We start from the raw sequence: 24,994 nt of genomic DNA, 5'->3' as shown, positions 1-24,994 counted from the left end.
CGTCATGAGGTCTCCTCGACGTGTTCGTCGTGTTCGTCCGGTTGAGCCTCACGGTAAGCGGATGCACCGACAGATCGGCCGAAGAACAAGCCAGCGGTGATGAGCAGTTGCGACATTGCGTACGCCCACCAGATCGGCACCGCCAGCACGTCGGACTGCAAGACGAACCGGTCGATGCCGATCATCGCGTCGGACACCGCGAAACAGATCGCGCCCAGCGCCGTCCACGGCGTCGGCAGCCGGGCCAGCAGCGCCGCGCACACCATTGCGCAGAGCACCGTGATGTAGACGGTCACCGGCAACGTCAGCCGCTGCTGACCCATCATCGGCCAGAACCACACCAGCAGCGCCGTGCACAACGCGATCATCACGACCACTGCGAGCACCCGCCAGCGGGTGACCACCGCCAGCGGCGCCAGCGCACCCACGTAGCACAGATGCGCCAGCAGAAACGCCGCGAGGCCGCCGACGAACGACGGCTCCCACTCGGGCATCGCGAGCAAGAAGTCGCCGACCGCCGACAACACCAGTGCCGGCATCAACCACCGCCGCTCCCGCACGATCGGATGCGCGACCGCGGCCAGCGCCAGCAGCACCGCCATCAAAGCCTTGGCCACGGGTTGTCCGGCGAAGATGCCCGTGAGCGGCTCACCAGGCGCCGAGCGCAACGCGGTCAGCGTCAGGAACACCCCGTAGACCACGCCGGCCCAGCCGGCGGCCACCCATGCTCCGGCCAGCATGCGCGGCGGTGTGACGTCGTCGGCCATCCTGCAGAAGCTACTCGACCGCTAGGTCATGTCTGCTTAAGTGGAGCCATGCCCACTGCAGCGGCACCGGACTATCACACCGTGATCGTCGGCGCAGGATTCTCCGGCATCGGCGCGGCCGTCAAGCTCGACGAGGCGGGGCTGGGTGACTATGTGATCGTCGAAGCCGGCGATGCACCGGGCGGAACGTGGTATTGGAACACGTATCCCGGTGTGGCCGTGGACATCCCGTCGTTCTCCTACCAGTTCTCGTTCGAGCAGACACCGGATTGGAGCCGCACCTACGCGCACGGGCACGAGCTACAGGCCTACGCCGAACGCTGCGCGGACAAGTACGGCATCCGCCCCAAGATCCGGTTCAACACCAAGGTGGTGCGCGCTGCGTTCGACGACGCGTCCAACCTGTGGCGGCTGGATCTGAGCTCCGGAGAGCAGCTCACCGCGCGGTTTCTGGTCAACGCCGCCGGGGTGCTGACCACGCCGAAGCTCCCCGACATCGCTGGAGTGGACAGCTTCGACGGCGTCACGATCCACACCGCGCGCTGGGACCACAGCCAGGACTTGACGGGTAAGCGCGTCGCGATCATCGGCACGGGCGCGTCAGCAGTGCAGGTCATTCCCGAGATCGCGCCGGTCGTCGAGCATCTCACCGTGTACCAGCGCACCCCGATCTGGTGTTTCCCCAAGCTCGACCTGCCGCTGCCCAAGGCGGCCCGCGCCGCGATGCGCCTGCCCGGCGGCATGGCCGTGCAGCGACTGCTGAGCCAGCTGTACGTGGAGTTGACTTTTCCGTTGTCGGCGCAGTATTTCACCGTGTTCCCACTCGCCAAGCGAGCGGAGGCAGCCGGAAAAGCCTTCTTGCGCAAGGAAGTTCGCGACCCAATGGTGCGGGACAAGCTGACACCCCGATACGCGGTCGGCTGTAAGCGGCCCGGCTTCCACAACACCTACCTGTCGACGTACAACCGCGACAACGTCGAGTTGGTCACCGATGCGATCGACAAGATCACGCCCACCGGGGTGGCGACGGTCGAAGGCCACCTGCGGGAGGCCGACGTGCTGATCCTGGCGACCGGGTTCAAGGTGATGGACGTCGACAGCCTCACCTACGACATCGTCGGGCGCGACGGCTTGTCGATGAGCCAGTTCTGGACCGAGAACCGGCTGCAGGCCTACGAAGGCGTCAGCCTGCCGGGCTTCCCAAATTTCTTCACGGTCGCCGGACCGTACGGCTTCAACGGAGCGTCGTTCTTCGCCTACATCGAGACGCAGACCCACCACATCGTGCGGTGTCTGAAACACGCTGCGCGGCAGGGTGCTTCGCGGGTCGAGGTGACCGAAGAAGCCAATGCGCGGTACTTCGCGGAGTGCATGCGCAAACGCCACACGCAGATCTTCTGGCAGGACAGCTGCACGCTGGCCAACAGCTACTACTTTGACAGCCACGGTGATGTGCCGCTGCGCCGGGCCACCACGCTCGGCACGATCTGGCGTAGCCGCCGCTTCCCGCTGTCGGACTACGCGTTCACCCCTTAGCGTTTCAGCCGGGTGCTCGACGTCACCACCTAGCGCGAGCAGACGCGTAATCGCACTACCAGATGCCGCTTTGTGCGATTTGGCGTCTGCTCGGCGGAAGAGTTAGATCGCGGACTTCAGCTCGTCGACCTTGTTGAGCTGCTCCCAGGGCAGTTCGACGTCGGTGCGGCCGAAGTGACCGTAGGCCGCGGTCTGCGCGTAGATCGGCCGCAGCAGATCCAGGTCGCGGATGATCGCGCCCGGGCGCAGGTCGAACACCTCGAGGATCGCCTTTTCGATTTTGGCGGTGTCGACGGTCTCGGTGCCGAACGTCTCGACGAACAGCCCGACGGGCGCGGCCTTGCCGATCGCGTAGGCCACCTGAACCTCCACCCGGTCGGCCAGCCCCGCGGCGACCACGTTCTTTGCCACCCAGCGCATCGCGTACGCGGCTGACCGGTCCACCTTGGACGGATCCTTGCCCGAGAACGCGCCGCCGCCGTGGCGGGCCCATCCGCCGTAGGTGTCGACGATGATCTTGCGGCCGGTCAGCCCCGCGTCGCCCATCGGGCCGCCGAGCACGAACTTGCCGGTCGGGTTCACCAGCAGCCGCACCGACGAGGTGTCCAGCGTCTCTTGGCCGAGGTCGTCGAGCACGGTGTTGAGCACCTTCTCGCGGATCTCCGGGGCAAGGGTGCTGTCGAGATCGATGTCCGGTGCATGCTGTGTGGAGATCACCACGGTGTCCAGGCGCACCGCCCGGTTGCCCTCGTACTCGATGGTGACCTGCGTTTTGCCGTCCGGGCGCAGGTACGGCAGCACGCCACCCTTGCGCACCTCGGTGAGCCGGCGGGCCAGCCGGTGAGCCAGTGCGATCGGCAGCGGCATCAACTCCGGTGTGTGGTTGATCGCGTACCCGAACATCAGGCCCTGGTCGCCGGCGCCCTGCGCGTCCAGCGGGTCTCCCGCGCCCTCGACGCGCGCCTCGTGCGCCGTGTCCACGCCCTGCGCGATATCCGGGGACTGCTTGCCGATCCCGATGTTGACGCCGCATGACGCGCCGTCGAAACCCTTGTCCGAGGAGTCGTAGCCGATCTCCAGGATGCGGTTGCGGACGGTGTCGGTGATGTCCGCGAACGCCTCCTTGGCCGCCGTGGTGACCTCGCCCACGACGTGCACCTGGCCCGTCGTCACCAGTGTTTCCACAGCCACCCGAGAGCGTGGGTCCTGCTCCAGCAGCGCGTCGAGCACCGAGTCGCTGATCGCGTCGCAGATCTTGTCGGGATGACCTTCGGTCACCGACTCACTGGTGAACAGCCGGCCTGATTGGCTCACGGTGATGTCCTTTCCGACGCTTGAAACTTAGTTCATCAATATATCTGGGCGACGCTGCCGAGCCATGTGCACCTAAGCGTGCAGCGGCGGGGCCGCGCAAGTCCGGCGATGCGCCTAACAGGAGCGGCCGTGCAGGAACGTCACGATCGCGTCCACGATACGGCTGGCCATTAACGTCTTGCTGCCGTGCTCGAGCGCGGATTCGGTGCCGTCGGCGGCCAGCAGCCAGCCGTCGTTGCTGTCCACCTCGAACGCGCGGCCTTCGCCGACAGCGTTGACCACCAGCAGGTCACAGCCCTTGCGGCGCAGCTTGGCCCGCGCATGGTCGAGGACCGTGCCGTTGGCGTCGCCGGTTTCGGCGGCGAAGCCGACGATCGCGCGCATGTTCGGCAGCAGACCATCGGCGCGGGCGCGGACGGCTCCCGCGAGCACGTCGTCATTGCGGACCAGATCGATCGTCGGGGCGTCCGCGCTGGCGTCCGGGCCCTTTTTGATCTTGCTGGTTGCAGGGCTGGCGGGACGGAAGTCGGCGACGGCCGCGGCCATCGCCAGCACGTGTGCGTCCGGCGCGTGTTTGGATACCGCGTCGGCCAGTTGCTGGGCGGAGCTGACATGCACGACGTGCACCCCGGCCGGATCGGCCAGCCCTGCGGTGTGCGCGGCGATCAGCGTGACGTCGGCGCCTCGTTGGGCCGCGACGCGGGCCAGCGCATAGCCCTGCTTGCCGGAACTGCGGTTGCCGATGAACCGCACCGGGTCGATCGGCTCGCGGGTGCCGCCGGCCGTCACCAGGACTTTGCAGCCGGCCATGTCGTAGGGCATCGCGTCGCCGCGGGCCAGCAGCAGCTCGGCGAACGTGGTGATCTCCTCCGGCTCGGGAAGCCGGCCTGCGCCGGTGTCGGCGCCAGTGAGCCGGCCGGACGCCGGTTCGAGCACGACGGCCCCGCGCCGCCGAAGCGTGGCGACGTTCTCGACGGTGGCCGGATGCTGCCACATCTCGGTGTGCATGGCAGGCGCGAATAGGACCGGACAGCGCGCGGTCAGCAGCGTCGCGGTCAACAGGTCATCGGCGCGCCCGTGCACCGCGCGGGCGAGCAGGTCGGCGGTCGCCGGCGCGACCACCACGAGGTCGGCCTGCTTGCCGATCTGGACGTGTGGAACCTCGGGGACGGCGTGCCAGACGTCGGTGTGCACCGGTTCACCGGAGAGCGCCTCGAACGTGGCGGCACCGACGAACCGCAACGCGGACTCGGTGGGGATGACGCGTACGCGGTGTCCGGCTTCGGCGAGTTGGCGGACCACCGAACAGGCCTTGTAGGCGGCGATCCCCCCGGAGACGCCGACGATGATCCGCTTGCGGTCCACGCTCAGTCCGTCTGCCGGTCCGGCTACTCGCCCTCGGTGTGCTCGAGCAAGTCGGCGTGGATCTCGCGCAGCGCGATCGACAGCGGCTTTTCGTGTAGGCCGGGCTCGACGAGCGGCCCGACGTACTCGAGGATGCCCTCGCCGAGCTGGTTGTAGTAGTCGTTGATCTGGCGGGCGCGCTTGGCGGCGTAGATCACCAGCGCGTACTTGCTCGACACTCGCTCCAGCAACTCGTCGATGGGCGGGTTGGTGAGGCCCTCCGGCGGGTCGTAGGCGCTGGTCTCCACCACGCGGTCAGGCACCCCGGCCAGCGTCGAGTTGTGCGAAATGGTCACGAAAGACTGTCTCCTGAAAGTGAGAAAACTAGGTTCTGCAGGTCGATCACGCCGTGTCCGGCGCGGTTACCCCAAGTAAGGCTACCAATTCTGCGCACGCCGACTCCAATTCGCTGTTGACCACCACCGCGTCGAAGTCGCTTTGAGCTGCCAATTCCTCCCGAGCCGTGGCCAGCCGGCGAGCCATCGCCTCGGGAGTTTCGGTGCCCCGGCCGGTGAGCCGGGCCTCTAAAGCCTCCCAGCTCGGCGGCGCGAGGAACACCGTGAACGCGTCGGGCATCGCGTGTTTGATCGCCCGGGCGCCGGCCAGATCCACCTCGATCAGCACCGGCCGGCCGGCGCGGGCGGCGTCACGGACCGGCTGGGCCGGCGTCCCCGACCGGTGCAGGCCGCCGTGGATCTCAGCCCACTCGAGCAGCGCTCCCTCGTCGATCAGGCGCTGGAACTCCTCAGGACTGACGAAGTGGTAGTCGACACCGTCGACCTCGCCCGGCCGCGGGGCCCGCGTCGTCGCCGACACGCTGAAGTACAGGTCAGGCACCTGCTCGCGGAGGCAGCGGACGACCGTCGATTTGCCGACGGCCGAGGGACCGGACAACACGAGCACCCGCGCCGGGCGATGTTCTTTTCGCCCGAGAGGGTCGTCGCGCGTGCCCGGCCCCCCGCCGGACGTCACGCCGAGTTGAACTTTTCCAGCAGGGCCTTGCGCTGGCGATCACCCAGGCCGCGCAGCCGGCGGGTAGGTGCGATCTCCAGCTCGGTCATGATTTCCTGCGCCTTGACCTTGCCGACCTTGGGCAGCGCCTCGAGCAGCGCCGAAACCTTCATCTTGCCGAGGACCTCGTCCGTCTCGGCGTCTTTGAGCACCTGCTTGAGGTTGGTGCCGCCTCGCTTGAGCCGATCTTTGAGCTCGGCCCGCGCCCGGCGAGCGGCAGCAGCCTTCTCCAACGCCGCCGCGCGCTGCTCGTCAGTCAACTGGGGAAGGGCCACGATTCCTCCGTCTCATCACCATCGATATTCCTCGCCGCCGGAGTTATCCAGCCAGCGACGACGACCGTACCCACGACATCCGACGATTGCGAACCCCACCCCCCGGTTTTCGACGCAAAATGCCAGCGTGTCGCGTCGCTGGTGCTGACCTCGAGACGTCCGCAGGCCATGGGCTCGGGGTCGGCGGCGACCACGCCCGCAACCCAAACGGATGCTCAGACGGGCAGGTCACGGCGGCTTTCGTGGTAGTCCAGCGACGGCCGGTGGGCCACTGCCCCGGTGGTCGACGGCGCGCAGACTTGTTGCAGCCACAAAAGTGCAGGAAATTGCCAGTTTGTGGCGCGGCTGGGCGTGTCGCGACGGACTAGCGCAGGTAAGCCACCGCGTCGCGCATGCGGTCCGCGGCCGCCCGCAGTGCCCCGACGTCCGGCCCGGCGCGCAGCACCTCGCGCGACACGGCCGGCAGCAGCTGGTCCCGCTGCGCGCCGCCGAAGTTCAGCAGCTGCTCCGCGCGGCCACCTTGGGCCCCGATGCCGGGAACCAGCACAGGGCCGCCCAGCCCACTGAGGTCCGGCAGGAAGGCAGCGGTCGCGCCGGCCACCACCCCGACGGACCCGGGTTCGGGCAGTGCCGCGCGGTTGGCCGCCGCGGCGGCGTCGACAATCGACTGCGCCACGGTGCGGCCGTTCGTCTGGGCGGTCTGCACGTCGGCGCCCTCAGGATTCGAGGTGGCGGCAAGCACGAACACTCCGCGCCCGCGCTCTCGCGCGGTTTGAAGCAGCGGGCACAGCGACCCGAACCCGAGGTACGGCGATGCGGTGACGGCATCGGCGGCCAGAGGCGAATCACCCACCCAGGCCGCGGCGTAGGCGGCCATCGTCGAGCCGATGTCGCCGCGTTTGGCGTCAGCCAGCACCAGCACCCCGGCCGCACGCAAGGCAGCGATGGTGCGCTCCAGCACGGCGTAGCCGGCCGACCCGTACGCCTCGAAGAACGCCACCTGCGGCTTGACCACGGCGAAGTCCGCGAACGCGGCCACGCACGCGTCGCTGAAGCGCGCCAGCCCCTGCGAGTTGCGTGGCAGGCCCCACGCGTCGAGCAATTCCGGATGCGGATCGATACCCAGGCACAGCGGCCCGCGCCGCCGAGTGGCGTCGGCCAACCTGGCGCCGAACCCCGCCACGCTATCCGCCGTTGCTCAGCGTCTGGTGCAATTCCTGCAGCGACACCACGTCGATGTCGCCTCGGATTCCGGCTTCGATGCCCTGCACGGCTGCCGACGCTCCCTGCACCGTGGTGACGCATGGGATGTTCTTTCCCACTGCGGCCGAACGGATCTCGTAGCCGTCGATGCGTGGACCGTAGTTGCCGTAGGGAGTGTTGATCACCATGTCGACCTCCCCGGCCTTGATGGCGTCCACCGCCGACAGCGCGGGTCGGCCTTCACCGGGCGGCTCGAAATGCTTACGCACCTCGTCGCACGGTATTCCGTTGCGGCGCAACATCTCTGCGGTTCCTTCGGTCGCCAGCACGCGGAAGCCCAGATCGGCGAGCCGCTTGACAGGGAACACCAGCGAGCGCTTGTCGCGGTTGGCCACCGACACGAAGACCGTGCCCTGGGCGGGCAGCGAGCCGTACGCGGCGGTCTGGCTCTTGGCGAACGCGCTGCCGAAGTCGCGGTCGATGCCCATCACCTCGCCGGTCGACTTCATCTCCGGCCCCAACAGCGAGTCGATCTGGGCGCCGTCGGCCTTGCGGAACCGGTGGAAAGGCAACACCGCTTCCTTGACCGCGATCGGGGCGTGAGGGGCGACGGTCGCACCATCGCCCGCGCGGGGCAGCATGCCCTCGTCGCGAAGCTCAGAGATACTGGCGCCCAGCATGATTCGCGCGCACGCCTTAGCCAGCGGAACCGCGGTGGCCTTGGACACGAACGGCACGGTGCGGCTGGCGCGCGGATTGGCCTCCAGCACGTAGAGGACGTCGTCTTTGAGCGCGTACTGGACGTTGAGCAGGCCGACCACGCCGATGCCGTGCGCGATCGCCTCGGTGGCGTGGCGGACCTTGTCGACGTCGCTGCGTCCCAACGTCACCGGCGGCAGCGCGCACGCCGAGTCACCGGAATGAATGCCGGCTTCCTCGATGTGTTCCATGATCCCGCCGATGTAGACCTCTGTGCCGTCGCAGAGCGCGTCGACGTCGATCTCGATGGCGTCCTCGAGGAAGCGGTCCACCAGCACCGGGTGCTCGGGTGACAGCTCGGTGGCACGCGTGATGTAGCCGTGCAGTGTCTCTTCGTCGTAGACGATCTCCATGCCGCGGCCACCGAGCACATACGAGGGGCGCACCAGCACCGGATAGCCGATCTCCGCAGCGATCTTGCGGGCATGCTCGAAGCTCGTCGCGGTGCCGAACCGCGGCGCGGGCAGCCCGGCGTCGCTGAGCACTTCGCCGAACACGCCGCGGTCTTCGGCCGAATTGATCGCCCGCGGGCTGGTGCCGACGATCGGCACGCCGGCGTCCTCCAGTCGCTGAGCCAGGCCGAGCGGGGTCTGGCCGCCCAACTGGACGATCACGCCGGTCACACCGGGACCTCCTGCGCCGGACAGTGTTTCGGCGTAGAACACCTCGAGCACGTCTTCGAACGTCAGCGGCTCGAAGTAGAGGCGGTCGGCGGTGTCGTAGTCGGTGGAGACGGTTTCCGGGTTGCAGTTGACCATCACCGTCTCGAAACCCGCCTGGCTCAACGTGGTGGCCGCGTGCACACAGCTGTAGTCGAATTCGATGCCCTGCCCGATCCGGTTGGGCCCCGACCCCAAGATCAGCACCTTGGGCTTGTCGGTCTGCGGCGCGACTTCGGTTTCGGCGGCCGGGTCGAGTTCATAGCTGCTGTAGTGGTACGGGGTCTTGGCCTCGAACTCCGCGGCGCAGGTGTCGACGGTCTTGAACACCGGGTGAATGCCGAGGCGCTGGCGCAATGCGCGGACACCGACCTCGCCGGCCAATTCCGGTCGCAGCGCGGCAATTTGGCGGTCCGACAAGCCGCTGTGCTTGGCCCGGCGCAGCAGCTCGGCGTCGAGCACGGGCGCGTCGATCAGCTCGGCCCGCAGCTCGACCAGGCCGGCGATCTGCTCGACGAACCACGGGTCGACGCCGGAGACCTCCGACACCTTCTCCACCGGCGCGCCCAGCCGCAGCGCGAGTTCGATGTCGTAGAGCCGACCTTCGCTGGGCGTCTTGAGCCGCTCGAGTGCGCCGTCGACGCCGCCGTCGGGATCCGGTCCCGTCCAGAAGCCCGCCCGCGTCGTCTCCAGCGAGCGCATCACCTTGCCGAGCGCTTCGATGAAGTTGCGCCCCAACGACATTGCCTCTCCGACCGACTTCATCGTGGTGGTCAACGTCGGGTCGGCACCTGGGAACTTCTCGAACGCGAACCGCGGCGCCTTGACCACCACGTAGTCCAGCGTGGGCTCGAAGCAGGCCGGGGTCTCCTTGGTGATGTCGTTGAGGATCTCGTCGAGCGTGTAGCCGATGGCGAGCTTCGCGGCGATCTTGGCGATCGGGAAGCCGGTGGCCTTGGACGCCAGCGCGCTGGAGCGGCTGACCCGGGGGTTCATCTCGATCACGATCAGCCGGCCGTCCTGCGGGTTGACGGCGAACTGGATGTTGCAACCGCCGGTGTCGACGCCGACTTCGCGCAGGATCGCGATGCCGAGGTCGCGCATCCGCTGGTATTCGCGGTCGGTGAGGGTCATCGCGGGGGCGACAGTGACCGAGTCCCCGGTGTGCACGCCCATGGGGTCGACGTTCTCGATCGAGCAGACCACGACGACGTTGTCGTTGCCGTCGCGCATCAGCTCGAGCTCGAATTCCTTCCAGCCGTAGATGCTTTCTTCGATCAGCACGTTGGCACTCGGTGACGCGGCGAGCCCGTCGCCGGCCATCCGGCGCACCTCTTCGACGCTGTGCGCCAGTCCGGATCCGAGGCCGCCCATGGTGAAGCTCGGCCGCACCACCACCGGCAGGCCCAGCTCCTCGACGGTCTCGGTGACCTCGTCCATCGTGAAACAGACTCTGCTGCGGGCAGATTCGCCGCCGACCTTGGCGACGATGTCTTTGAACCGCTGACGGTCTTCACCGCGCTGGATGGCGTCGAAGTCCGCGCCGATCAGCTCGACGCCGTACTTCTCGAGCACGCCGTTCTCCGACAGCGCGACCGCGGTGTTCAGTGCGGTCTGACCGCCGAGCGTGGCCAGCAGTCCGTCGATCTTGTTGCCGCGCCGGGCCTGTTGGGCGATCACCTTCTCGACGAACGTCGGGGTGATGGGTTCGACGTACGTGTGGTCGGCGAACTCGGGGTCGGTCATGATCGTCGCCGGGTTCGAGTTGATCAAGGTCACCTGCAGACCCTCGGCCTTGAGTACTCGGCAGGCCTGCGTGCCGGAGTAGTCGAACTCGGCGGCTTGGCCGATGACGATCGGCCCCGAGCCGATCACCAGCACGTGGTTGAGGTCAGTGCGCCGCGGCATAGCTCTCCCGCCCCCACGCCCCGCGAGCGTGCATTGTTGTACGCCCCGACCGGCGTGTCGACGTACAGACACGCACGCTCGCGAGACGACGAAAGGTCACTGCGCCTCCCCTGCCATCAGGTCGATGAATTGGTCGAACAAGTAGTTCGCGTCGTGCGGGCCGGCCGCGGCCTCCGGGTGGTACTGCACCGAGAACGCCCGCCGGTCAACGAGTCTGATGCCTTCGACGACGCCGTCGTTGGCGCAGGTGTGGCTGATCTCGGCCTTGCCGAACGGGGTGTCGAACCGCTCCCCCGCCTCGCCCTCCAGCGCGAAGCCGTGGTTCTGCGCGGTCACCGCGACGCGTCCGGTCGCGTGGTCGATCACCGGGACGTTGATGCCGCGGTGTCCGAACGTCATCTTGTACGTGGAGCGCCCCAGCGCCCGGCCGAGGATCTGGTTGCCGAAACAGATGCCGAACAACGGGATTCCCGCGCCGATCACCTGCTGAGTAACGGCGACGACGTGGTCGGCCGTGGCGGGATCTCCGGGCCCGTTGGACAGGAACACTCCGTCAGGCTTGATGTCGGCGATCTGCTCGAACGTCGCCGACGACGGCAACACATGGCTGCGGATGCCGCGGCGGGCGAAGTTGCGCGGGGTGTTGGTCTTGATGCCGAGATCCAGCGCGACCACCGTAAATCGGTGCGACCCTTCGGGTTCCACGACATAGCCGCTGGGAGTGGTGACTTCTCCGGCGAGGTCGGCGCCGAGCATCGGCGGCTGTTCGCGGACGCGCTGCAGCATGGTGTCGAGGTCGGCGAGCGCATCGCCGGAGAAGATCCCGGCCTTCATCGACCCGCGAGTACGCAGGTGGCGCACCACTGCGCGAGTGTCGATGCCTGCGATCCCGACGATGCCCTGCCGTATCAGCTCCTCTTCGAGCGTGCCGGTCGCGCGCCAGTTCGACGCCCGCGGTGAGGGATCGCGCACCGCGTATCCGGCGACCCAGATCTTGTCGCCGCGGCTCTCGGCGTCTTCGTGGTTCCAGCCGGTGTTGCCGATCTGCGGCGCGGTCGCGACGACGATCTGGCGGTGGTAGCTCGGGTCGGTGAGCGTCTCCTGGTACCCGGACATGCCCGTCGAGAAGACGGCCTCGCCGAGCGTCTGGCCGACGGCGCCGAACGACGTGCCGGTGAACACCCGGCCGTCCTCCAGCACCAAGACCGCTTTACTCACGTCGTTCTCCCGGGTTGTCGTAGCCAGTCCGCATATTTCCGGTGGTCGTCACCGCGAAACGCGGTGTCGAGTTGCGCTCCCGACGGTAGCCGCCACCGGATCGCCAGGATGTCGTCCGCCGCGGCGGCGTTGAGCCGCTGGGTACGAATCTCGACGACCGACTCGTCGGGAATCCAGATAGGCCGCTCACCGCTGCGCTTGAGCATGATGCCCTCCGGGTAGCGGGTCAGCACCGCCTTGGCATGCTCGCCCATTGCCCCGGCTCGCTCTCTGCGACCCGGCATCAGCGTGGTTCCGACGTACTCGCCGGTCAACTCGGGACCGAGCGGTGCTCCGACCGTATCTGGCAGCGGCGGCAGGCCGCCCATGACCGGCAGCTGGCGCTGTGCCCGTCGCAGCCAGTTGCGCATCCTCACCCAGAACACCACGAACGCGGCCACTGCCAAGACCGCGGCGCTCAGCAGCAGGATGGTCGACAACTGATGGCTCACGCGGGGCACTTCCCGTCGCGAGCAGTCACCTTGCCGCGCAACAGCGTTGCGGTCACGGCAGCGGGCAGGGTCATCGACTCGTACGGCGTGTTGTCAGACCGGCTGGCCAGGTCGGCGCCACGCACCGTCCACGTGGCGTCGGGGTCGACGACAGTGAGGTTGGCCGGCTCGCCGACGTCGATCGGGCGGCCCTGGTCGGGCAACCCGACGATGCGCGCGGGGTTCTCGCTCATCACACGAGCCACCTCACGCCAGCTCAGCAGCCCCGGCTGCACCATCGTCTGCACCACCACCGACAGCGCGGTCTGCAGGCCGAGCATCCCGGGGCGCGCATGAGCGAACTCGCAGACCTTCTCGTGCTCGGCGTGCGGCGCATGGTCGGTGGCAACGCAGTCGATCACTCCGTCGGCCAGCGCCTGCCGCAGCGCTTGGGTGTCGGATGCCTCCCGCAGCGGTGGGTTGACCCGGTTGCGGCCGTCGTACGTCGCCAACCGGGAGTCGTCCAACGCCAGGTGATGCGGGGTCACCTCCGCGGTGATCGAAATGCCTTGTGCCTTAGCCCATTTCAGAATCTCGACGGTGCCTGCGGTGGAAGCGTGGCAGATGTGCACGCGGGCGCCGGCGTCGCGGGCCAGCAACGCGTCACGCGCGACGATCGACTCCTCGGCAGCGCGTGGCCATCCCGACAGCCCGAGCAGCGCCGCATTCGGCCCTTCGTGCGCCACCGCGCCGGCCGTCAGGCGCGGCTCTTCGGCATGCTGGGCGATCAGCACACCCAGGCCGGTCGCATACTCGAGGGCGCGGCGCATCACCAGCGGGTCGTGCACGCAGACGCCGTCGTCGGAGAACATCCGCACCTGAGCCGTCCCGGCGGCCATCAGGCCCATCTCGGTGAGCTGCGCGCCGGCCAGTCCGACGGTCACCGCGCCGACGGGATGTACGTCGACGAGTCCCACCTGCTGGCCGCGCGCCCAGACGTGGTCGGTGACGACGGGGCTGTCGGCCACCGGGTTGGTGTTGGCCATCGCGAACACCGCGGTGTAACCACCCAAAGCAGCTGCGGCAGAGCCGGTTTCGATGTCCTCGGCGTATTCGCGGCCCGGCTCCCGCAGATGGGTGTGCAGGTCGACAAAGCCCGGCAGCAGAATCTGGCCGGTCGCGTCGATGACGTCGGCATCGGTTGGGATGTCCAGAGACGGGCCGATCGCCATGATCTGGCCGTCGTCGACGAGCACGTCCACCGGATCGCCTTCCCCGTACGGCCGCACGCCGCGAATCAGCACGCTCATACGCCCACCGCCTGCTGCTGCTCAGCGCCGACAAGCAGGTGGAACAACACCGCCATCCGAACGTGCACGCCGTTCGAAACCTGTTGCAGCACAGCCGATTGCGTCGAGTCGGCAACCGAGAACGAGATCTCCATGCCGCGCAGCATCGGGCCGGGGTGCAGCACGACAGCGTGACCGGGCAGCATCGCTTGGCGCCGCTCCGACAGCCCATAGAGCACCGAGTACTCCCGCGACGAGGGGAAGAAGCCGCCGGTCATCCGCTCGGCCTGCACGCGCAGCATCAGCACCGCGTCGGCCGCCGGCAGCTCGGCATCGAGGTCGTGGGAGACGGTCACCGGCCAGCCATGGACGCCCACCGGCAGCAGCGTCGGCGGCGCGACGAGCACCACTTCGGCGCCAAGCGTGTGCAGGAGAAGCACATTCGACCGCGCCACCCTGCTGTGGAGGATGTCGCCGACGATCACCACGCGCTTGCCCTCGATACCACCGAGCCGCTGCCGGATGGTCAGCGCGTCGAGCAGTGCCTGGGTGGGGTGCTCATGGGTCCCGTCGCCCGCGTTGATCACCGACGGCCCGTGGTGCTCGGTGGCTGTCCACTCGGCGAGCTGCCGGGCTGCCCCCGACGCCGAATGCCGGATGATCAGCGCATCGGCGCCGGCCGCCCGCAGCGTCAGCGCGGTGTCTCGCAGCGACTCGCCCTTGCCCACCGACGACCCGCTGGCGCTGACGTTGATCACGTCGGCACTCATCCACTTGCCGGCCACCTCGAACGACACCCGGGTGCGGGTGGAGTTCTCATAGAACATCGTGATGATGGTTCGCCCGCGCAGCGTCGGCAGCTTCTTGACATCGCGGCCGATCAGCGCCTGCGCGAAGTGGTCGGCGTCGTCGAGAATCGCCGTCGCCTCGTCACGCGTCAGGTCGGCCGCGGACAGCAGGTGTCTGGTCACTTGCTGATCACCACCCCGTCGCGGCCGTCGTGCTCGGTCAACAGCACGTGCACGCTCTCGCTGCGCGACGTGGGGACGTTCTTACCGACGTAGTCGGCGCGCAGGGGCAGCTCGCGGTGCCCGCGGTCGACCAGCACCGCCAGCTGCACCGCCCGCGGGCGGCCGAGGTCACGCAGCGCGTCGAGAGCCGACCGCACCGACCGCCCGGAATACAGCACGTCGTCGACGAGAATGACCAGGGCGTCGTCGACGCCGCCTTCGGGAATCGACGTGTCTTCAAGGGGCCGTGGGGGTTTCATCATCAAGTCGTCGCGATAGAGCGTGATGTCGAGTGCCCCGTGCGGAACCGCGATGCCGGCGAACTCACTGATCTTCGCCGCCAGCCGCGACGCGAGGATCACCCCTCGGGTAGGAATGCCGAGCAGTACGACGCGCGGCGCGTCCGGGCCGTCCAAGGCGGTCTTTTCGATGATTTGATGGGCGATTCGGGAAATGGTTCGGCCGACGTCCGCGGCGGACATCAATTCCCGGTCGGTGGCTTTGTCGCTAGCCGAGCCCACGTGTGACCTGGACCTCCTTCTCCGCCTCGCTGGACGGATCGTTAAAGGACGTCAAACTGCGGCGAGCCTACCATCGTGGTTTCCGCCGTCCGGACATCAGCACGCAGCGTGCCTGTCACCTCGTGGCCCTGCGCGCGTCGGTAGGCTCGTCCGGTGCTGGACCGCAACGCTGAACCCGTCCGCGAGGTCGTCGACGCAGGGCTGCTGTCGGGCGCGGTGACGCTGGTCTGGCAACGCGGGGACGTGCTGCAAGTCAACGCGCTGGGCCATCGCGACGTCGAAGCCGGTCTGCCGATGCAGCGCGACACGATCTTCCGGATCGCGTCGATGACCAAGCCGGTCACCAGCGCGGTCGCGATGATTCTCGTCGACGAAGGCAAGCTGGCGCTCGACGACCCGATCACCCGGTGGCTGCCCGAGTTCACCTCGATGCGAGTGCTCGACGATTCCACCGGCCCGCTGGAGAACACCAGCCCGGCGCGCCGGCCGATCACCGTGGACGACTTGCTCACCCACCGAAGCGGGCTGGCCTACGAGTTCTCGGTGACAGGGCCGCTGGCCCGCGCCTATCGGGGGTTGCGGGGAATCCACAATCCCGACGCATGGCTGGCGGAATTGGCCGAGTTGCCGCTGGCGCACCAGCCGGGCGAGCGGATGACGTACAGCCACGCGACCGACGTGCTGGGCATGATCGTGTCACGCATCGAGGGCAAGACACTGCAACAAGTCTGCGCTGAGCGGATTTTCGAGCCGTTGGGCATGCGTGACACCGGGTTCTTCGTCACCTCGGAGAACCGGTCGAGGGCGGCGACGATGTACAAGCTCGACGAGCAGGACCGGCTGCGCCACGACGTGATGGGGCCGCCGGCGATCGAGCCGCCGGCCTTTTGTATGGGTGGTGTGGGACTTTGGTCGACCGCCGACGACTATCTCGCGTTCGCCCGGATGCTGCTCGGCGGCGGCGAGGTTGATGGGACACGGGTGATGTCCGCCGAAGCGGTGCGGCTGATGCGCACGAACCGGTTGACCGACGAGCAACGCCGACAGCCGTTCCTGGGTGCGCCGTACTGGGTGGGCCGCGGCTTCGGGCTGGGCCTGTCGGTGGTGACGGACCCTGAGCAGGCCCGGCCGCTCTACGGACCGGGCGGCGCCGGGACGTTCGGGTGGCCGGGCGCGTACGGGACGTGGTGGCAGGCCGACCCGACGCTCGAGTTGATCCTGATCTATCTGGTGCAGAACCATCCGACGCTGTCAGCGGATGCGGCAGCAGCGGTGGGCGGCAACGCGTCACAGCTCAAGCTGATGGCCGCACGGCCGCGGTTCGTGTCGCGGACGTACAAGGCGCTGACCCGTGGACAATAGGCCGGCCTGAGTCAACACGCCCTCGTTTATGGGTCGTCCTCGTCCTCAGGCAAATAGCGCTCGGGGTGAAAGAAGTTGTTGACGCCGGGTTTTCGATTCAGATGCGGAGGCGGCAGCCATTCGACAACGCCGTTCTCGTTGAGACGGGCGCTCCAGCCTTCGTCGTCAAGCTTGTGATCGGTGTGGCAGCCCAAGCCTAAGTTGTCGGGTTCGGTCAGGCCGCCGCGAGCCCATGCTGTCAAGTGCATGACTTCACACTCATAGCCGGGCTTGTCGCAACCGGGCGCCGTGCATCCGCCGTCGCGAGCGTGCAGCACGATGCGCTGGTCCGCGCTGGCAATACGCGTGCGAGCGAGATACAGGGGCCGGTTCGAGTGCTTGTCGAACACGGCGAGATAGTGGTAGGCGGCACTGGCCATCTTGATGACGTCGCGAATGGGCAGCCAGCTGCCTCCGCCGGTGTCGGCTCGGCCCACGCCTGATTCCAACTGCTCCAACGTGGTACGGACGATGATCGTTGCGGGCAGCCCGCGGTGTGCTGACCCAGCTTGCCGGACGCCAGCATCGCGCGGCCCATCGCGGTCAGCGCATCGTGGGCGCGCTGAGCCCGGGTGCGGGTATCACGGCGCACCGCGTCGTCGGGTGGTTCACCGTCCACGGTGGGCGTCGGGTCCTCCGGATTGCACATACCGGGCGCGCCCGGCTTGGCCAACACCGCATCCATCGTGGCGCGCAGCTGCGGGTCCGCGATGAGCGTGCCCTTGGTCATCCCGTCGGGTCCCTGTGGACCCCAGCGGAATCCGCGCTTGCGCGCCCGGTCGGCATCCGAGAACTGACCGTCGGGGTTGATCAGCGCCGCCATCCGCTCGGCGGCCTTCTCCAACTGATCAGGTCGCAAGTCGGCGGCCATCGCGCCCAACATGGCCTCGTCACGGTCACGTGCCTCGGCCGGATACGCGGCCGGCAAGTGGTGGAAGAACTTCCGGACGACCGCCACGTGCTCGTGACCGATCTCCCCGCTGCGCAATTGTGTTGCGACAGTTGGCAGGAGCGGGTCCAGCCGCTCGCCGGTGATCGAGCGGCGGTGCCCCACCTGTCCGGCTTCGGCAATCATCTGCTGGGCAGCGATTGGCCGGATCTTGAGCCGGTCAGCCAGCACACGCGGAAGCGGGCCGCCGATGTCGGACGGTACGGCGCGCTCCACGAGCTGATTCACCAACTCGTACTGGGACGCCGCGCACTTGCGGGCGATGGTCGTCAGCCGCTCCACCACCGCCACGCAATCGAGCTCCGACAACGCATCGAACGACAGCGCTGCGAACGCCTCGGCTCCCGCCTCCAGGCGTTCCAGCGTGGTCCACACGCTGCTCGAACACATGAGCGAATACTATCGCCTACCGCCAACAAGCAGTTGATTCATCCACAGCCCAAAATGCTTGTGGAGAACTGGGATTGGCGAACGGGAACTGTCAGTCCCCTGTGCTAAGCCGCCAACGCGCGACGAGCGTACGCACGCACGTCGGCGTCACTGTCTTCGAGCGCCGCACTCAACGCCTCCCTAGCCGCGTGTTCGGTTGCAGCCCAACGGGTCAGACTCAGTACCGCCGCCTTACGGACGTCGAGATGCGCGTCCTTCAACGCACGAGACAATGCAGCCACCGCGACACCAGCAGGCCCGGCCGCCAACGCCTTGGCCGCGGCTTCACGGATCTGCCAGGCCGACGAGTCCAGCGCCCGCTCGATCGCCGGAACGTCCTCGTCGTCGCAGCCGATCGCGCCCAACGCGGTCAGCGCCGCCGCCTGCACCAGTGGATCCTGGTCGCGCACAAGGCGACGCACAGTGTCACCGCCGGCACGCAGCGTCGCCAAGCCGTTGGCCGCGGCGATTCGCACCTCCCGGTTCTCGTCTCCGGCGGCAGCGGCGACACCGTCGGCATCGTCGATCGACACGAGCGCGCGAACAGCTTCGATTCGCACCCGATGGTCGTTGTCTGACAGCGCCTTGCGGTAATCCCGTCGGTCGCCAACCCGCCGCGCACTCAACACGTACAGCGCGGTCGCCCTCACCACACCGTCACCAGACACCAGATGCTGTCCGATGTCGGCGGGGCGCGACAACACTTCGACCACCTCGCGGAAGCCGTCAGACGCGCATCGGCGCACCTCGGCGTCACGATCTGCCAGCGCGCGCAGCAGCGCATCCTCGTATCCGTCCGGCAGGTTCTCGACGAGCGTGGCGACAGCTGTGCGCCGCACGCCGCTGTCGGCATCGGCGAGGTAACCGGCCAGCTCGGAGAGGCTGGGCGACTCCAGTGCGAGCACCGCGGCGATCCGCGGTGACGGCGGCTGGACCGCGGAATCCATTGGGAGACGGCCTTGTTCACTGCGCGGCGCGCGTCCGCCGGCGAGCGGTGGTTGCTCGACGAGCACCACCCGGTCAGATGACGGCACGTGTTCGAGGCCGGGCACCGGTACGAGGTAAGGCGCAACCGGGCGCTTGAGGAATTCCATCGATCCGTCACTGCGCTTGCGCAGATTCAGGTGATACCGCCACTGCTCGTCGTCACGGGCGGGAAGGTCGCTGCGTTCGTGGTACAACCCCCAGCGCGATTCGGTGCGGGTCAGCGACGCACGTGCCGCCATCTCGGCGCAGTCGAGGATGAAGCTGACCTCGGCCGCGCGCATCAGTTCGTGCGGTGTGCGGGCGCCGATCTCAGCCACCTCGGCCTTCATCCGCTCGAACGTGCGCACTGCGATCGACAGTTTGGTGGCCGTCTTCGGCGGCGCCACATAGTCGTTGACGAACCTGCGCAGCTTGTATTCGACCTGTTGCTGCGGCGGCCCGTCCGGATGGCGCAGCGGCCGGTAAATCAGCTCGTGTGCATCCTCGAGCTGGTCCTCCGGCAGCACATCGGTCAGTGCGACGTCACCAAGCGTCGAGGCGGCATGCTCACCGGCCAGATCGCCGAACACAAACGCGCCGATCATGTAGTTGTGCGGCACGCACGCCATGTCGCCCGCGGCATACAGCCCGGGCACCGTGGTGCGCGCATGCTCGTCGACCCACACGCCTGACGCCGAATGCCCGCTGCACAAACCGATTTCGGAGATGTGCATCTCGATGTCGTGGGTGCGGTAGTCATGCCCACGGTTGGCGTGGAACGTGCCGCGCGTGGGCCGCTCGGTGGTGTGCAGGATGTTCTCCAGCGCGGTCAGCGTCTCGTCAGGCAGGTGCGAAACTTTCAAGTAGATCGGCCCGCGCGCCGATTCGATCTCCCGCTTCACTTCGGCCATCATCTGACCCGACCAATAATCGGAGTCGACGAACCGCTCTCCCAGGGCGTTGACCTGATAGCCACCGAACGGATTGGCGACGTACGCGCACGCGGGGCCGTTGTAGTCCTTGATGAGCGGGTTCACCTGAAAGCATTCGATTCCTGACAACTCCGCCCCGGCGTGGTAGGCCATCGCATAGCCGTCACCCGCGTTCGTCGGGTTCTCGTAGGTACCGTAGAGGTAGCCGGAAGCGGGCAGACCCAGCCGACCGCATGCCCCGGTAGCGAGGATCACCGCTTTGGCCCGAACAGCGACGAATTTGCCTGTGCGCGTGTTGAATCCGGCAGCACCGACCGCTCGGCCACCGCGCGTCAGCACCCGCACCGGCATCACGCGGTTCTCGATGCGAATCTTCTCGCGCATCGCGCGCTGCCGCAGCACCCGGTAGAGCGCCTTCTTGACATCTTGCCCTCGGGCATCGGCAGCACGTAGGAGCCGGATCGATGCACCTGTCGCACCGCGTACTCACCGTGCTCGTCCTTCTCGAATTTCACGCCGTAGCGTTCCAGCCGCTGCACCATCGCGAACCCGCGCGTGGCCGTCTGATAAACGGTGCGCTGGTTGACAATTCCGTCGTTGGCTCGCGTGATCTCCGCGACATAGTCCTCGGGTTTGGCCTTGCCCGGGATCACCGCATTGTTGACGCCGTCCATACCCATCGCCAGCGCACCCGAGTGGCGCACGTGGGCCTTCTCCAGCAACAGCACCTGCGCGCCACGCTCGGCGGCCGTCAGCGCCGCCATAGTGCCTGCGGTGCCGCCCCCGACCACCAGGACGTCACAGTCGAGAGTAGCCCTATCGGCCACGTCAGGTATATGCATCACGAGTATCCAAGCGCTGCAAGGGTTGCCGACTTGAGGACCTCACGGTCTGTGCTCAGGTCGCTTCTGGGCCGGGGCACGTCGATCACCGCAGCAAGGCCACCGCTCTTGTCCATCACTGCAATCCGATCGCCCAGCACTAGCGCCTCGTCCACGTCATGAGTGACGAACACGATCGTCGTCGGATGCGCCCGCCAGGTGTCGATGAGCAGCCGCTGCATCGCCGTTCGGGTCTGGGCGTCCAACGCTCCGAACGGCTCGTCCATCAGCACCGCCCGGGGCGCGCCGGCGAGCCCGCGTGCCAGCTGCACTCGCTGGCGCATCCCACCCGAGAGGCTCTTCGGCAGATAGTCCCCGAACCCGCTCAATCCGACCTCGGCGATCCAGCGGTCCGCGCGCTCTCGCCGGCCCGCCCGCGGTTCGCCGCGCAGTTTCAACGCCAGCTCGATGTTGGACCGGACGCTGCGCCACGGCAACAGGGCGCTGTCCTGGAATACCATTCCGCGGTCCCGCGACGTCGTGACCACCTCCTCACCGTCGGCGAGCACCCGCCCTGCGGTGGGCCGCAGCAACCCCGCGAACGCGCGCAGCACCGTCGACTTGCCGCATCCGGACGGTCCGGTGAGCACCAGGATCTCGCCCGGCTCCACCACGAGATCCAGTCCGTCGACTACGGGAGTTCCGTTGTAGCTCAACCGAACCCGATCGAGCTCCAGACGCATCCCGAGCGTGAGCGTCGTGGTCATCGGTCGTTCTCCTGCGCGCGCGGGAGCCACCGGGTGGCGCGCCGCCCGATCAGCTCCACGGCGGCCGCGGTGGTGAAGCCGAGCACGCCGATCGTGATGATCCCGACGAACACGTCGGGGTAGGCCAGCACCGTGTACGACTGCCAGGTTCGATAACCGACGCCGAGCCGGCCGGAGATCATCTCCGCGGACACCACGCAGATCCACGCCACGCCCATGCCCACCGACAGGCCGCCGAACAGGCCGGGAAGGATGCCGGGCAATACGACGTGGCGCAGTACGTCGAGCCGGCCGCCCCCGAGCGTGCGTACAGAATCCTCCCAGAGCGTCGGCAGCGCGCGCACCGCGTGGCGGGTGCTCACCATGATCGGGAAGTACGCGGCCAAGAAGGTGATGAATACGATGCCTGCCTCGTCGCTCGGGAACAGCAGGATGGCGACCGGCACCAGAGCGATCGCCGGGATGGGGCGTGCCAGCTCGGTGAGCGGTCCGAACGTATCGGCGAAAAGCGTTGAGCGGCCGAGCATGACGCCGGTGGCAAGACCCACGATCGCTGCCAGCACGAACCCGGTGAGGATCCGAATCAGTGACTGCCCCAAGTCCAGCCAGTACGCGTCAGTGCCCAGCCGCTTGACGAACACCCGGGCGATTTCGGCGACCGTGGGCAGCGTGTCGAAGCGAATCCACAACCGGGCGTGGTTGGCCGTCAACGCTTGCCACAGCCCGATGGCGGCGGCAACCGAAACCACCCGCAGGAGTCGGCGCCGCCATGGTGAGGCCGCGCCGTCGCGGACCGCAACCGGTTCGGCTACCGGCGCCGGCAGCACACCGGCGATGCTCGCGTCGACGGCGGTCATACCGCACCCGCCAGTGCCTGCTGATAGTCGACGGTCGCACTGCCGGGATGCGTTGCGACGTAACGCTTTGCCCCGGCCGTCGTCGAGAACGGCAGATAGTTCTGTCCGTCGCGGACCCACGTGACGCGGTCGGCGAACCACCGCGTGCCCAGCTCGGTGTCGGGCACATATGCCGCCCGAACTGTCGCGCCTTTGCTCGTCGCCTCGCGGACGGCGCGCAGTAGGCACGTCGGGTTGGCCGCCGGCTGGGTGGTGTCCGAACCGGTCAGCCACAACTCACTGGCCTGCGCGGGATCGTTGACAGGCTGATTGCACACCGGGTCCGTGCCGCCGATCGCCGACGGATTGGCGGTGGCGGCGCGCGCGCTGTCGTAGTCGAGGTTGCGTGCCTTGAACGCCGCGCGCAGCGGGCCGTCCTGGACGAACTCGTCGATGTTGAAATCGGCGAAGTCACCGATCGACTTCAGGTACGACACATCACCTTTGAACGCATCGACCAGCTGTGGCTTGATCGTGGTATCGAACGACGACGTGCCACCTGGACCGTTGTAGAGGTAGACCACCTCCTGCGGTAGCCCGCTGCCCTGCGCGACGATCTGAGCGGCTTTCAGCGGCTGTTGGTGCACGAAGTCGGTCGCATCGAGCTGCGCCTGCAGGAACGCGTCGAGGACCTCCGGGTGCTGCTGGGCATACACGCGCCGGACCACGACGCCGTGGAACGTCGGCACGCCGAGTTCGGCGCCGTCGTAAAGCAGCCGGGCCTTGTTCTGGAACACCAGCAGGCCGGGCCACGCGACGAACTGCGAAAGGCCCTGCACCTGACCTGATTCCAGCGCAGATCCGCCGACTTGCGGCTGCTGGTTGAGCACCTCGACTCCGGTCGAGGGATTCACCCCGGCCCGTTGCAGGGCTTGCACCAGCATGCCGTGCCCGGCCGAACCTACGCTGGCCGAGACCTTCTGACCGGCAAGGTCGCTCAGCGTGGCTGCCGGCGAGTCGGGTTTGACGACCACGCCGTTCAGGCCACCCTTGAGGTTGTAGCCGGTGATGGAGACCAGCTCGGTCCGGGCCCGCTCGTTCAACTGAGTCTTGGATCCGTTGATGAGCAACGGGTAGTCGCCCATCGAGCCGATGTCGATCTTTTCCGCGACCATCTGCGCGGTGATCGGCGCGCCGGTGTCATAGTCCTGCCACTGGACGTTGTACTTCGTGCCTGTGCGCGCGGTCACGTCGGACAGGCGCCGTTCCAGATAGCCCTGCGCGCGCAGCAGCGCGCCGGCGGTGGCGGTGTTGATGGTCTTGGACTGGTAGCCGACGACGACGTTGACGACGTCCGACGAACTCTGTTGCGAGTCAAGCGAGCAGCCTGCAGCGGTGACCACGACCGCGGCGGCACCGGCGATGAGCCGGATCAGGGAGACTTTCATCGAAGGTCCTTTGGGTACTGCGATCCGTTAGCGGATCAGGTAGGGCATGTTGACGGTGACGGCTCCGGTGGGGCACCGCGCTGCGCACGGGCCGCAGTACCAACATTCGTCGACGTGCATATAGGCCTTGCCGGTGTCGGGGTTGATGGCCAGTGCGTCGAGTGGGCACACTTCAACACACAATGTGCAGCCGTCCACGCACAGCGACTCGTCGATGGTCACGGGAACGTCGACACGTTGATTCACCAGCGTCATGTCTTGTCTTGCTCCTGACGTCCGCGGAACAGGTTGCCGCGTAGAGTGATTCGGTCGCCGCGCATGCGGATGTATTCGAGGTCGACGGGACGGCCGTCGTCGAGGTGGGTGAGCCGCTCGAGCATCAGCAGCGCTGCCCCGTCGGGAACTTGAAGCGTGGCGGCCGAGTGAGCGTCTGCGGCAATGGCTTCCACGGCGAGCGCGGCGGAGCCGAGCCGGTGCCCCGTCACTTCCTCGATCAGCGTGAAGATGTCGTTGGTTTCCAGCGGATGGTGCAGGACATTGGCGCCCACGTCCGGCGCAAGGTAGGTCAAGTCCAGGCTCAGCGGCAGGTCGCCGAGGTAGCGCAACCGCTCGACGAACACCACCCGCTCGCCGGGTGCCAGCGCCAACCGGCGTGCGACCGACGGCGGTGCTGCGATCTCCATCGCGGCGCGCACCTCGTTGCGGACCTCGCCGTACCCCTTGAACGTTTCCTTGAGTCCGAGCAGCGCGTCGAGGCCGTGGTCGTACTTCCGGTGTGCGACGCGGGTGCCCACTTTGGGACCGCGGTCGATCAGCCCCTCGGCCTTGAGCGCGGCCAGGGCGTCGCGAATCGTGTTGCGCGACACGAAGAACTCCGCTGCCAACTGCTCGTCGGACGGCAACCCGTCCTCGTAGGCGCCGGCGTAGATCTGGTGGCGCAGCACGTCGGCGACCTGCCTCGCGCGGTCGGCACGCGGCCGGCGAAGCGGAGTCGGATCGGCAACTGGCACGCTCAAAACGGTAAGGCGGCAGCGCTGAGCGGCCCGTGTCACCGAGCACGGCCGAAAGCGGGCCAGCCCTATTGCGCCGGTGGTTCGAAGT

21 protein-coding genes and 3 pseudogenes are annotated in these 24,994 nt (G+C 67.6%); 2 read left to right on the top strand and 22 right to left on the bottom strand.

What is annotated here, in order from left to right; genetic code table 11:
• Positions 1 to 2: 2 nt before the first annotated feature.
• The gene (locus AC5Y39_RS10700) at positions 3 to 767 is read right to left on the bottom strand and encodes a lysoplasmalogenase (protein WP_500017244.1); all 765 of its coding nucleotides are present in this window, start codon (positions 765 to 767) and stop codon (positions 3 to 5) included.
• 48 nt (positions 768 to 815) lie between these two features.
• Here AC5Y39_RS10700 and AC5Y39_RS10695 point away from each other — a divergent pair, with 48 nt between their 5' ends.
• Positions 816 to 2,303 carry a flavin-containing monooxygenase gene (locus tag AC5Y39_RS10695; protein WP_500017246.1) on the top strand — a complete coding sequence of 496 codons (1,488 nt, stop codon included), beginning with the start codon at positions 816 to 818 and terminating at the stop codon, positions 2,301 to 2,303.
• A 102-nt stretch (positions 2,304 to 2,405) separates the two neighbouring features.
• On the opposite strand, the gene metK is transcribed toward AC5Y39_RS10695, so the two are convergent.
• From metK to pyrR, 12 genes are all read right to left on the bottom strand, one after another.
• On the bottom strand, positions 2,406 to 3,617 hold the full coding sequence (metK, locus tag AC5Y39_RS10690) for a methionine adenosyltransferase (RefSeq protein ID WP_500017248.1): 1,212 nt from the start codon (positions 3,615 to 3,617) through the stop codon (positions 2,406 to 2,408).
• Positions 3,618 to 3,731: 114 nt separating this feature from the next.
• Entirely contained in the window at positions 3,732 to 4,982 is a 1,251-nt protein-coding gene (coaBC, locus tag AC5Y39_RS10685; RefSeq protein WP_499911833.1) for a bifunctional phosphopantothenoylcysteine decarboxylase/phosphopantothenate--cysteine ligase CoaBC, read from the bottom strand.
• 23 nt (positions 4,983 to 5,005) lie between these two features.
• Entirely contained in the window at positions 5,006 to 5,317 is a 312-nt protein-coding gene (gene rpoZ, locus AC5Y39_RS10680; protein WP_499911831.1) for a DNA-directed RNA polymerase subunit omega, read from the bottom strand.
• A gap of 46 nt (positions 5,318 to 5,363) precedes the next feature.
• A complete protein-coding gene (gene gmk, locus AC5Y39_RS10675; protein WP_500017513.1) occupies positions 5,364 to 5,924 on the bottom strand; it encodes a guanylate kinase in 561 nt (186 codons plus the stop codon).
• 65 nt (positions 5,925 to 5,989) lie between these two features.
• Positions 5,990 to 6,307: an integration host factor, actinobacterial type gene (gene mihF, locus AC5Y39_RS10670; protein WP_324936028.1), complete on the bottom strand. Its 318-nt coding sequence runs from the start codon at positions 6,305 to 6,307 to the stop codon at positions 5,990 to 5,992.
• A gap of 364 nt (positions 6,308 to 6,671) precedes the next feature.
• Positions 6,672 to 7,490: an orotidine-5'-phosphate decarboxylase gene (pyrF, locus tag AC5Y39_RS10665; RefSeq protein WP_500017250.1), complete on the bottom strand. Its 819-nt coding sequence runs from the start codon at positions 7,488 to 7,490 to the stop codon at positions 6,672 to 6,674.
• A 1-nt stretch (position 7,491) separates the two neighbouring features.
• Positions 7,492 to 10,836, bottom strand: a complete 3,345-nt coding sequence (gene carB / locus AC5Y39_RS10660; protein ID WP_500017252.1) for a carbamoyl-phosphate synthase large subunit — start codon at positions 10,834 to 10,836, stop codon at positions 7,492 to 7,494.
• 96 nt (positions 10,837 to 10,932) lie between these two features.
• A complete protein-coding gene (gene carA, locus AC5Y39_RS10655) occupies positions 10,933 to 12,054 on the bottom strand; it encodes a glutamine-hydrolyzing carbamoyl-phosphate synthase small subunit (protein ID WP_500017254.1) in 1,122 nt (373 codons plus the stop codon).
• Entirely contained in the window at positions 12,051 to 12,545 is a 495-nt protein-coding gene (locus tag AC5Y39_RS10650) for a PH-like domain-containing protein (RefSeq protein ID WP_500017256.1), read from the bottom strand. Before AC5Y39_RS10650 ends, carA begins: the two co-directional genes overlap by 4 nt.
• A complete protein-coding gene (locus AC5Y39_RS10645) occupies positions 12,542 to 13,834 on the bottom strand; it encodes a dihydroorotase (RefSeq protein WP_500017258.1) in 1,293 nt (430 codons plus the stop codon). Before AC5Y39_RS10645 ends, AC5Y39_RS10650 begins: the two co-directional genes overlap by 4 nt.
• On the bottom strand, positions 13,831 to 14,784 hold the full coding sequence (locus tag AC5Y39_RS10640) for an aspartate carbamoyltransferase catalytic subunit (protein ID WP_499911814.1): 954 nt from the start codon (positions 14,782 to 14,784) through the stop codon (positions 13,831 to 13,833). The genes AC5Y39_RS10645 and AC5Y39_RS10640 overlap by 4 nt, the downstream gene beginning before the upstream one ends.
• Positions 14,781 to 15,344, bottom strand: coding sequence for a bifunctional pyr operon transcriptional regulator/uracil phosphoribosyltransferase PyrR (pyrR, locus tag AC5Y39_RS10635; protein WP_499911812.1), 564 nt, complete (start codon positions 15,342 to 15,344; stop codon positions 14,781 to 14,783). The genes AC5Y39_RS10640 and pyrR overlap by 4 nt, the downstream gene beginning before the upstream one ends.
• A gap of 153 nt (positions 15,345 to 15,497) precedes the next feature.
• Here pyrR and AC5Y39_RS10630 point away from each other — a divergent pair, with 153 nt between their 5' ends.
• Complete coding sequence (locus AC5Y39_RS10630; protein ID WP_500017259.1) at positions 15,498 to 16,706, top strand: serine hydrolase domain-containing protein; 1,209 nt, start codon at positions 15,498 to 15,500, stop codon at positions 16,704 to 16,706.
• A 26-nt stretch (positions 16,707 to 16,732) separates the two neighbouring features.
• Here the strand turns inward: AC5Y39_RS10630 and AC5Y39_RS10625 are convergent, their stop codons facing one another.
• The 9 genes and pseudogenes from AC5Y39_RS10625 to AC5Y39_RS10585 all read right to left on the bottom strand — a co-directional run bounded on the left by AC5Y39_RS10625 (position 16,733) and on the right by AC5Y39_RS10585 (position 24,903).
• Positions 16,733 to 16,954 carry a hypothetical protein gene (locus AC5Y39_RS10625; protein ID WP_500017541.1) on the bottom strand — a complete coding sequence of 74 codons (222 nt, stop codon included), beginning with the start codon at positions 16,952 to 16,954 and terminating at the stop codon, positions 16,733 to 16,735.
• A 111-nt stretch (positions 16,955 to 17,065) separates the two neighbouring features.
• Positions 17,066 to 17,194 (bottom strand): annotated as a pseudogene (locus AC5Y39_RS10620) (DUF222 domain-containing protein); the annotation flags it as partial.
• Positions 17,195 to 17,307: 113 nt separating this feature from the next.
• Positions 17,308 to 18,084 (bottom strand): annotated as a pseudogene (locus tag AC5Y39_RS10615) (DUF222 domain-containing protein); the annotation flags it as partial.
• A 104-nt stretch (positions 18,085 to 18,188) separates the two neighbouring features.
• Positions 18,189 to 20,863, bottom strand: a pseudogene (locus tag AC5Y39_RS10610) (fumarate reductase/succinate dehydrogenase flavoprotein subunit).
• A complete protein-coding gene (locus tag AC5Y39_RS10605) occupies positions 20,863 to 21,609 on the bottom strand; it encodes an ABC transporter ATP-binding protein (RefSeq protein ID WP_500017261.1) in 747 nt (248 codons plus the stop codon). Before AC5Y39_RS10605 ends, AC5Y39_RS10610 begins: the two are co-directional and overlap by 1 nt.
• Positions 21,606 to 22,466, bottom strand: coding sequence for an ABC transporter permease (locus AC5Y39_RS10600; protein ID WP_500017263.1), 861 nt, complete (start codon positions 22,464 to 22,466; stop codon positions 21,606 to 21,608). The genes AC5Y39_RS10605 and AC5Y39_RS10600 overlap by 4 nt, the downstream gene beginning before the upstream one ends.
• Positions 22,463 to 23,893: an ABC transporter substrate-binding protein gene (locus tag AC5Y39_RS10595; RefSeq protein WP_500017265.1), complete on the bottom strand. Its 1,431-nt coding sequence runs from the start codon at positions 23,891 to 23,893 to the stop codon at positions 22,463 to 22,465. The genes AC5Y39_RS10600 and AC5Y39_RS10595 overlap by 4 nt, the downstream gene beginning before the upstream one ends.
• Positions 23,894 to 23,920: 27 nt before the next feature.
• A complete protein-coding gene (locus AC5Y39_RS10590) occupies positions 23,921 to 24,148 on the bottom strand; it encodes a 4Fe-4S dicluster domain-containing protein (RefSeq protein WP_500017267.1) in 228 nt (75 codons plus the stop codon).
• On the bottom strand, positions 24,145 to 24,903 hold the full coding sequence (locus AC5Y39_RS10585; RefSeq protein WP_500017269.1) for a GntR family transcriptional regulator: 759 nt from the start codon (positions 24,901 to 24,903) through the stop codon (positions 24,145 to 24,147). The genes AC5Y39_RS10590 and AC5Y39_RS10585 overlap by 4 nt, the downstream gene beginning before the upstream one ends.
• Between the last annotated feature and the right edge of the window lie 91 nt (positions 24,904 to 24,994).

The organism is Mycobacterium sp. NGS39 (assembly GCF_059812765.1).
Note: the sequence above shows the minus strand (reverse complement) of the source record. Positions and strands in the feature narration are given on the sequence as shown.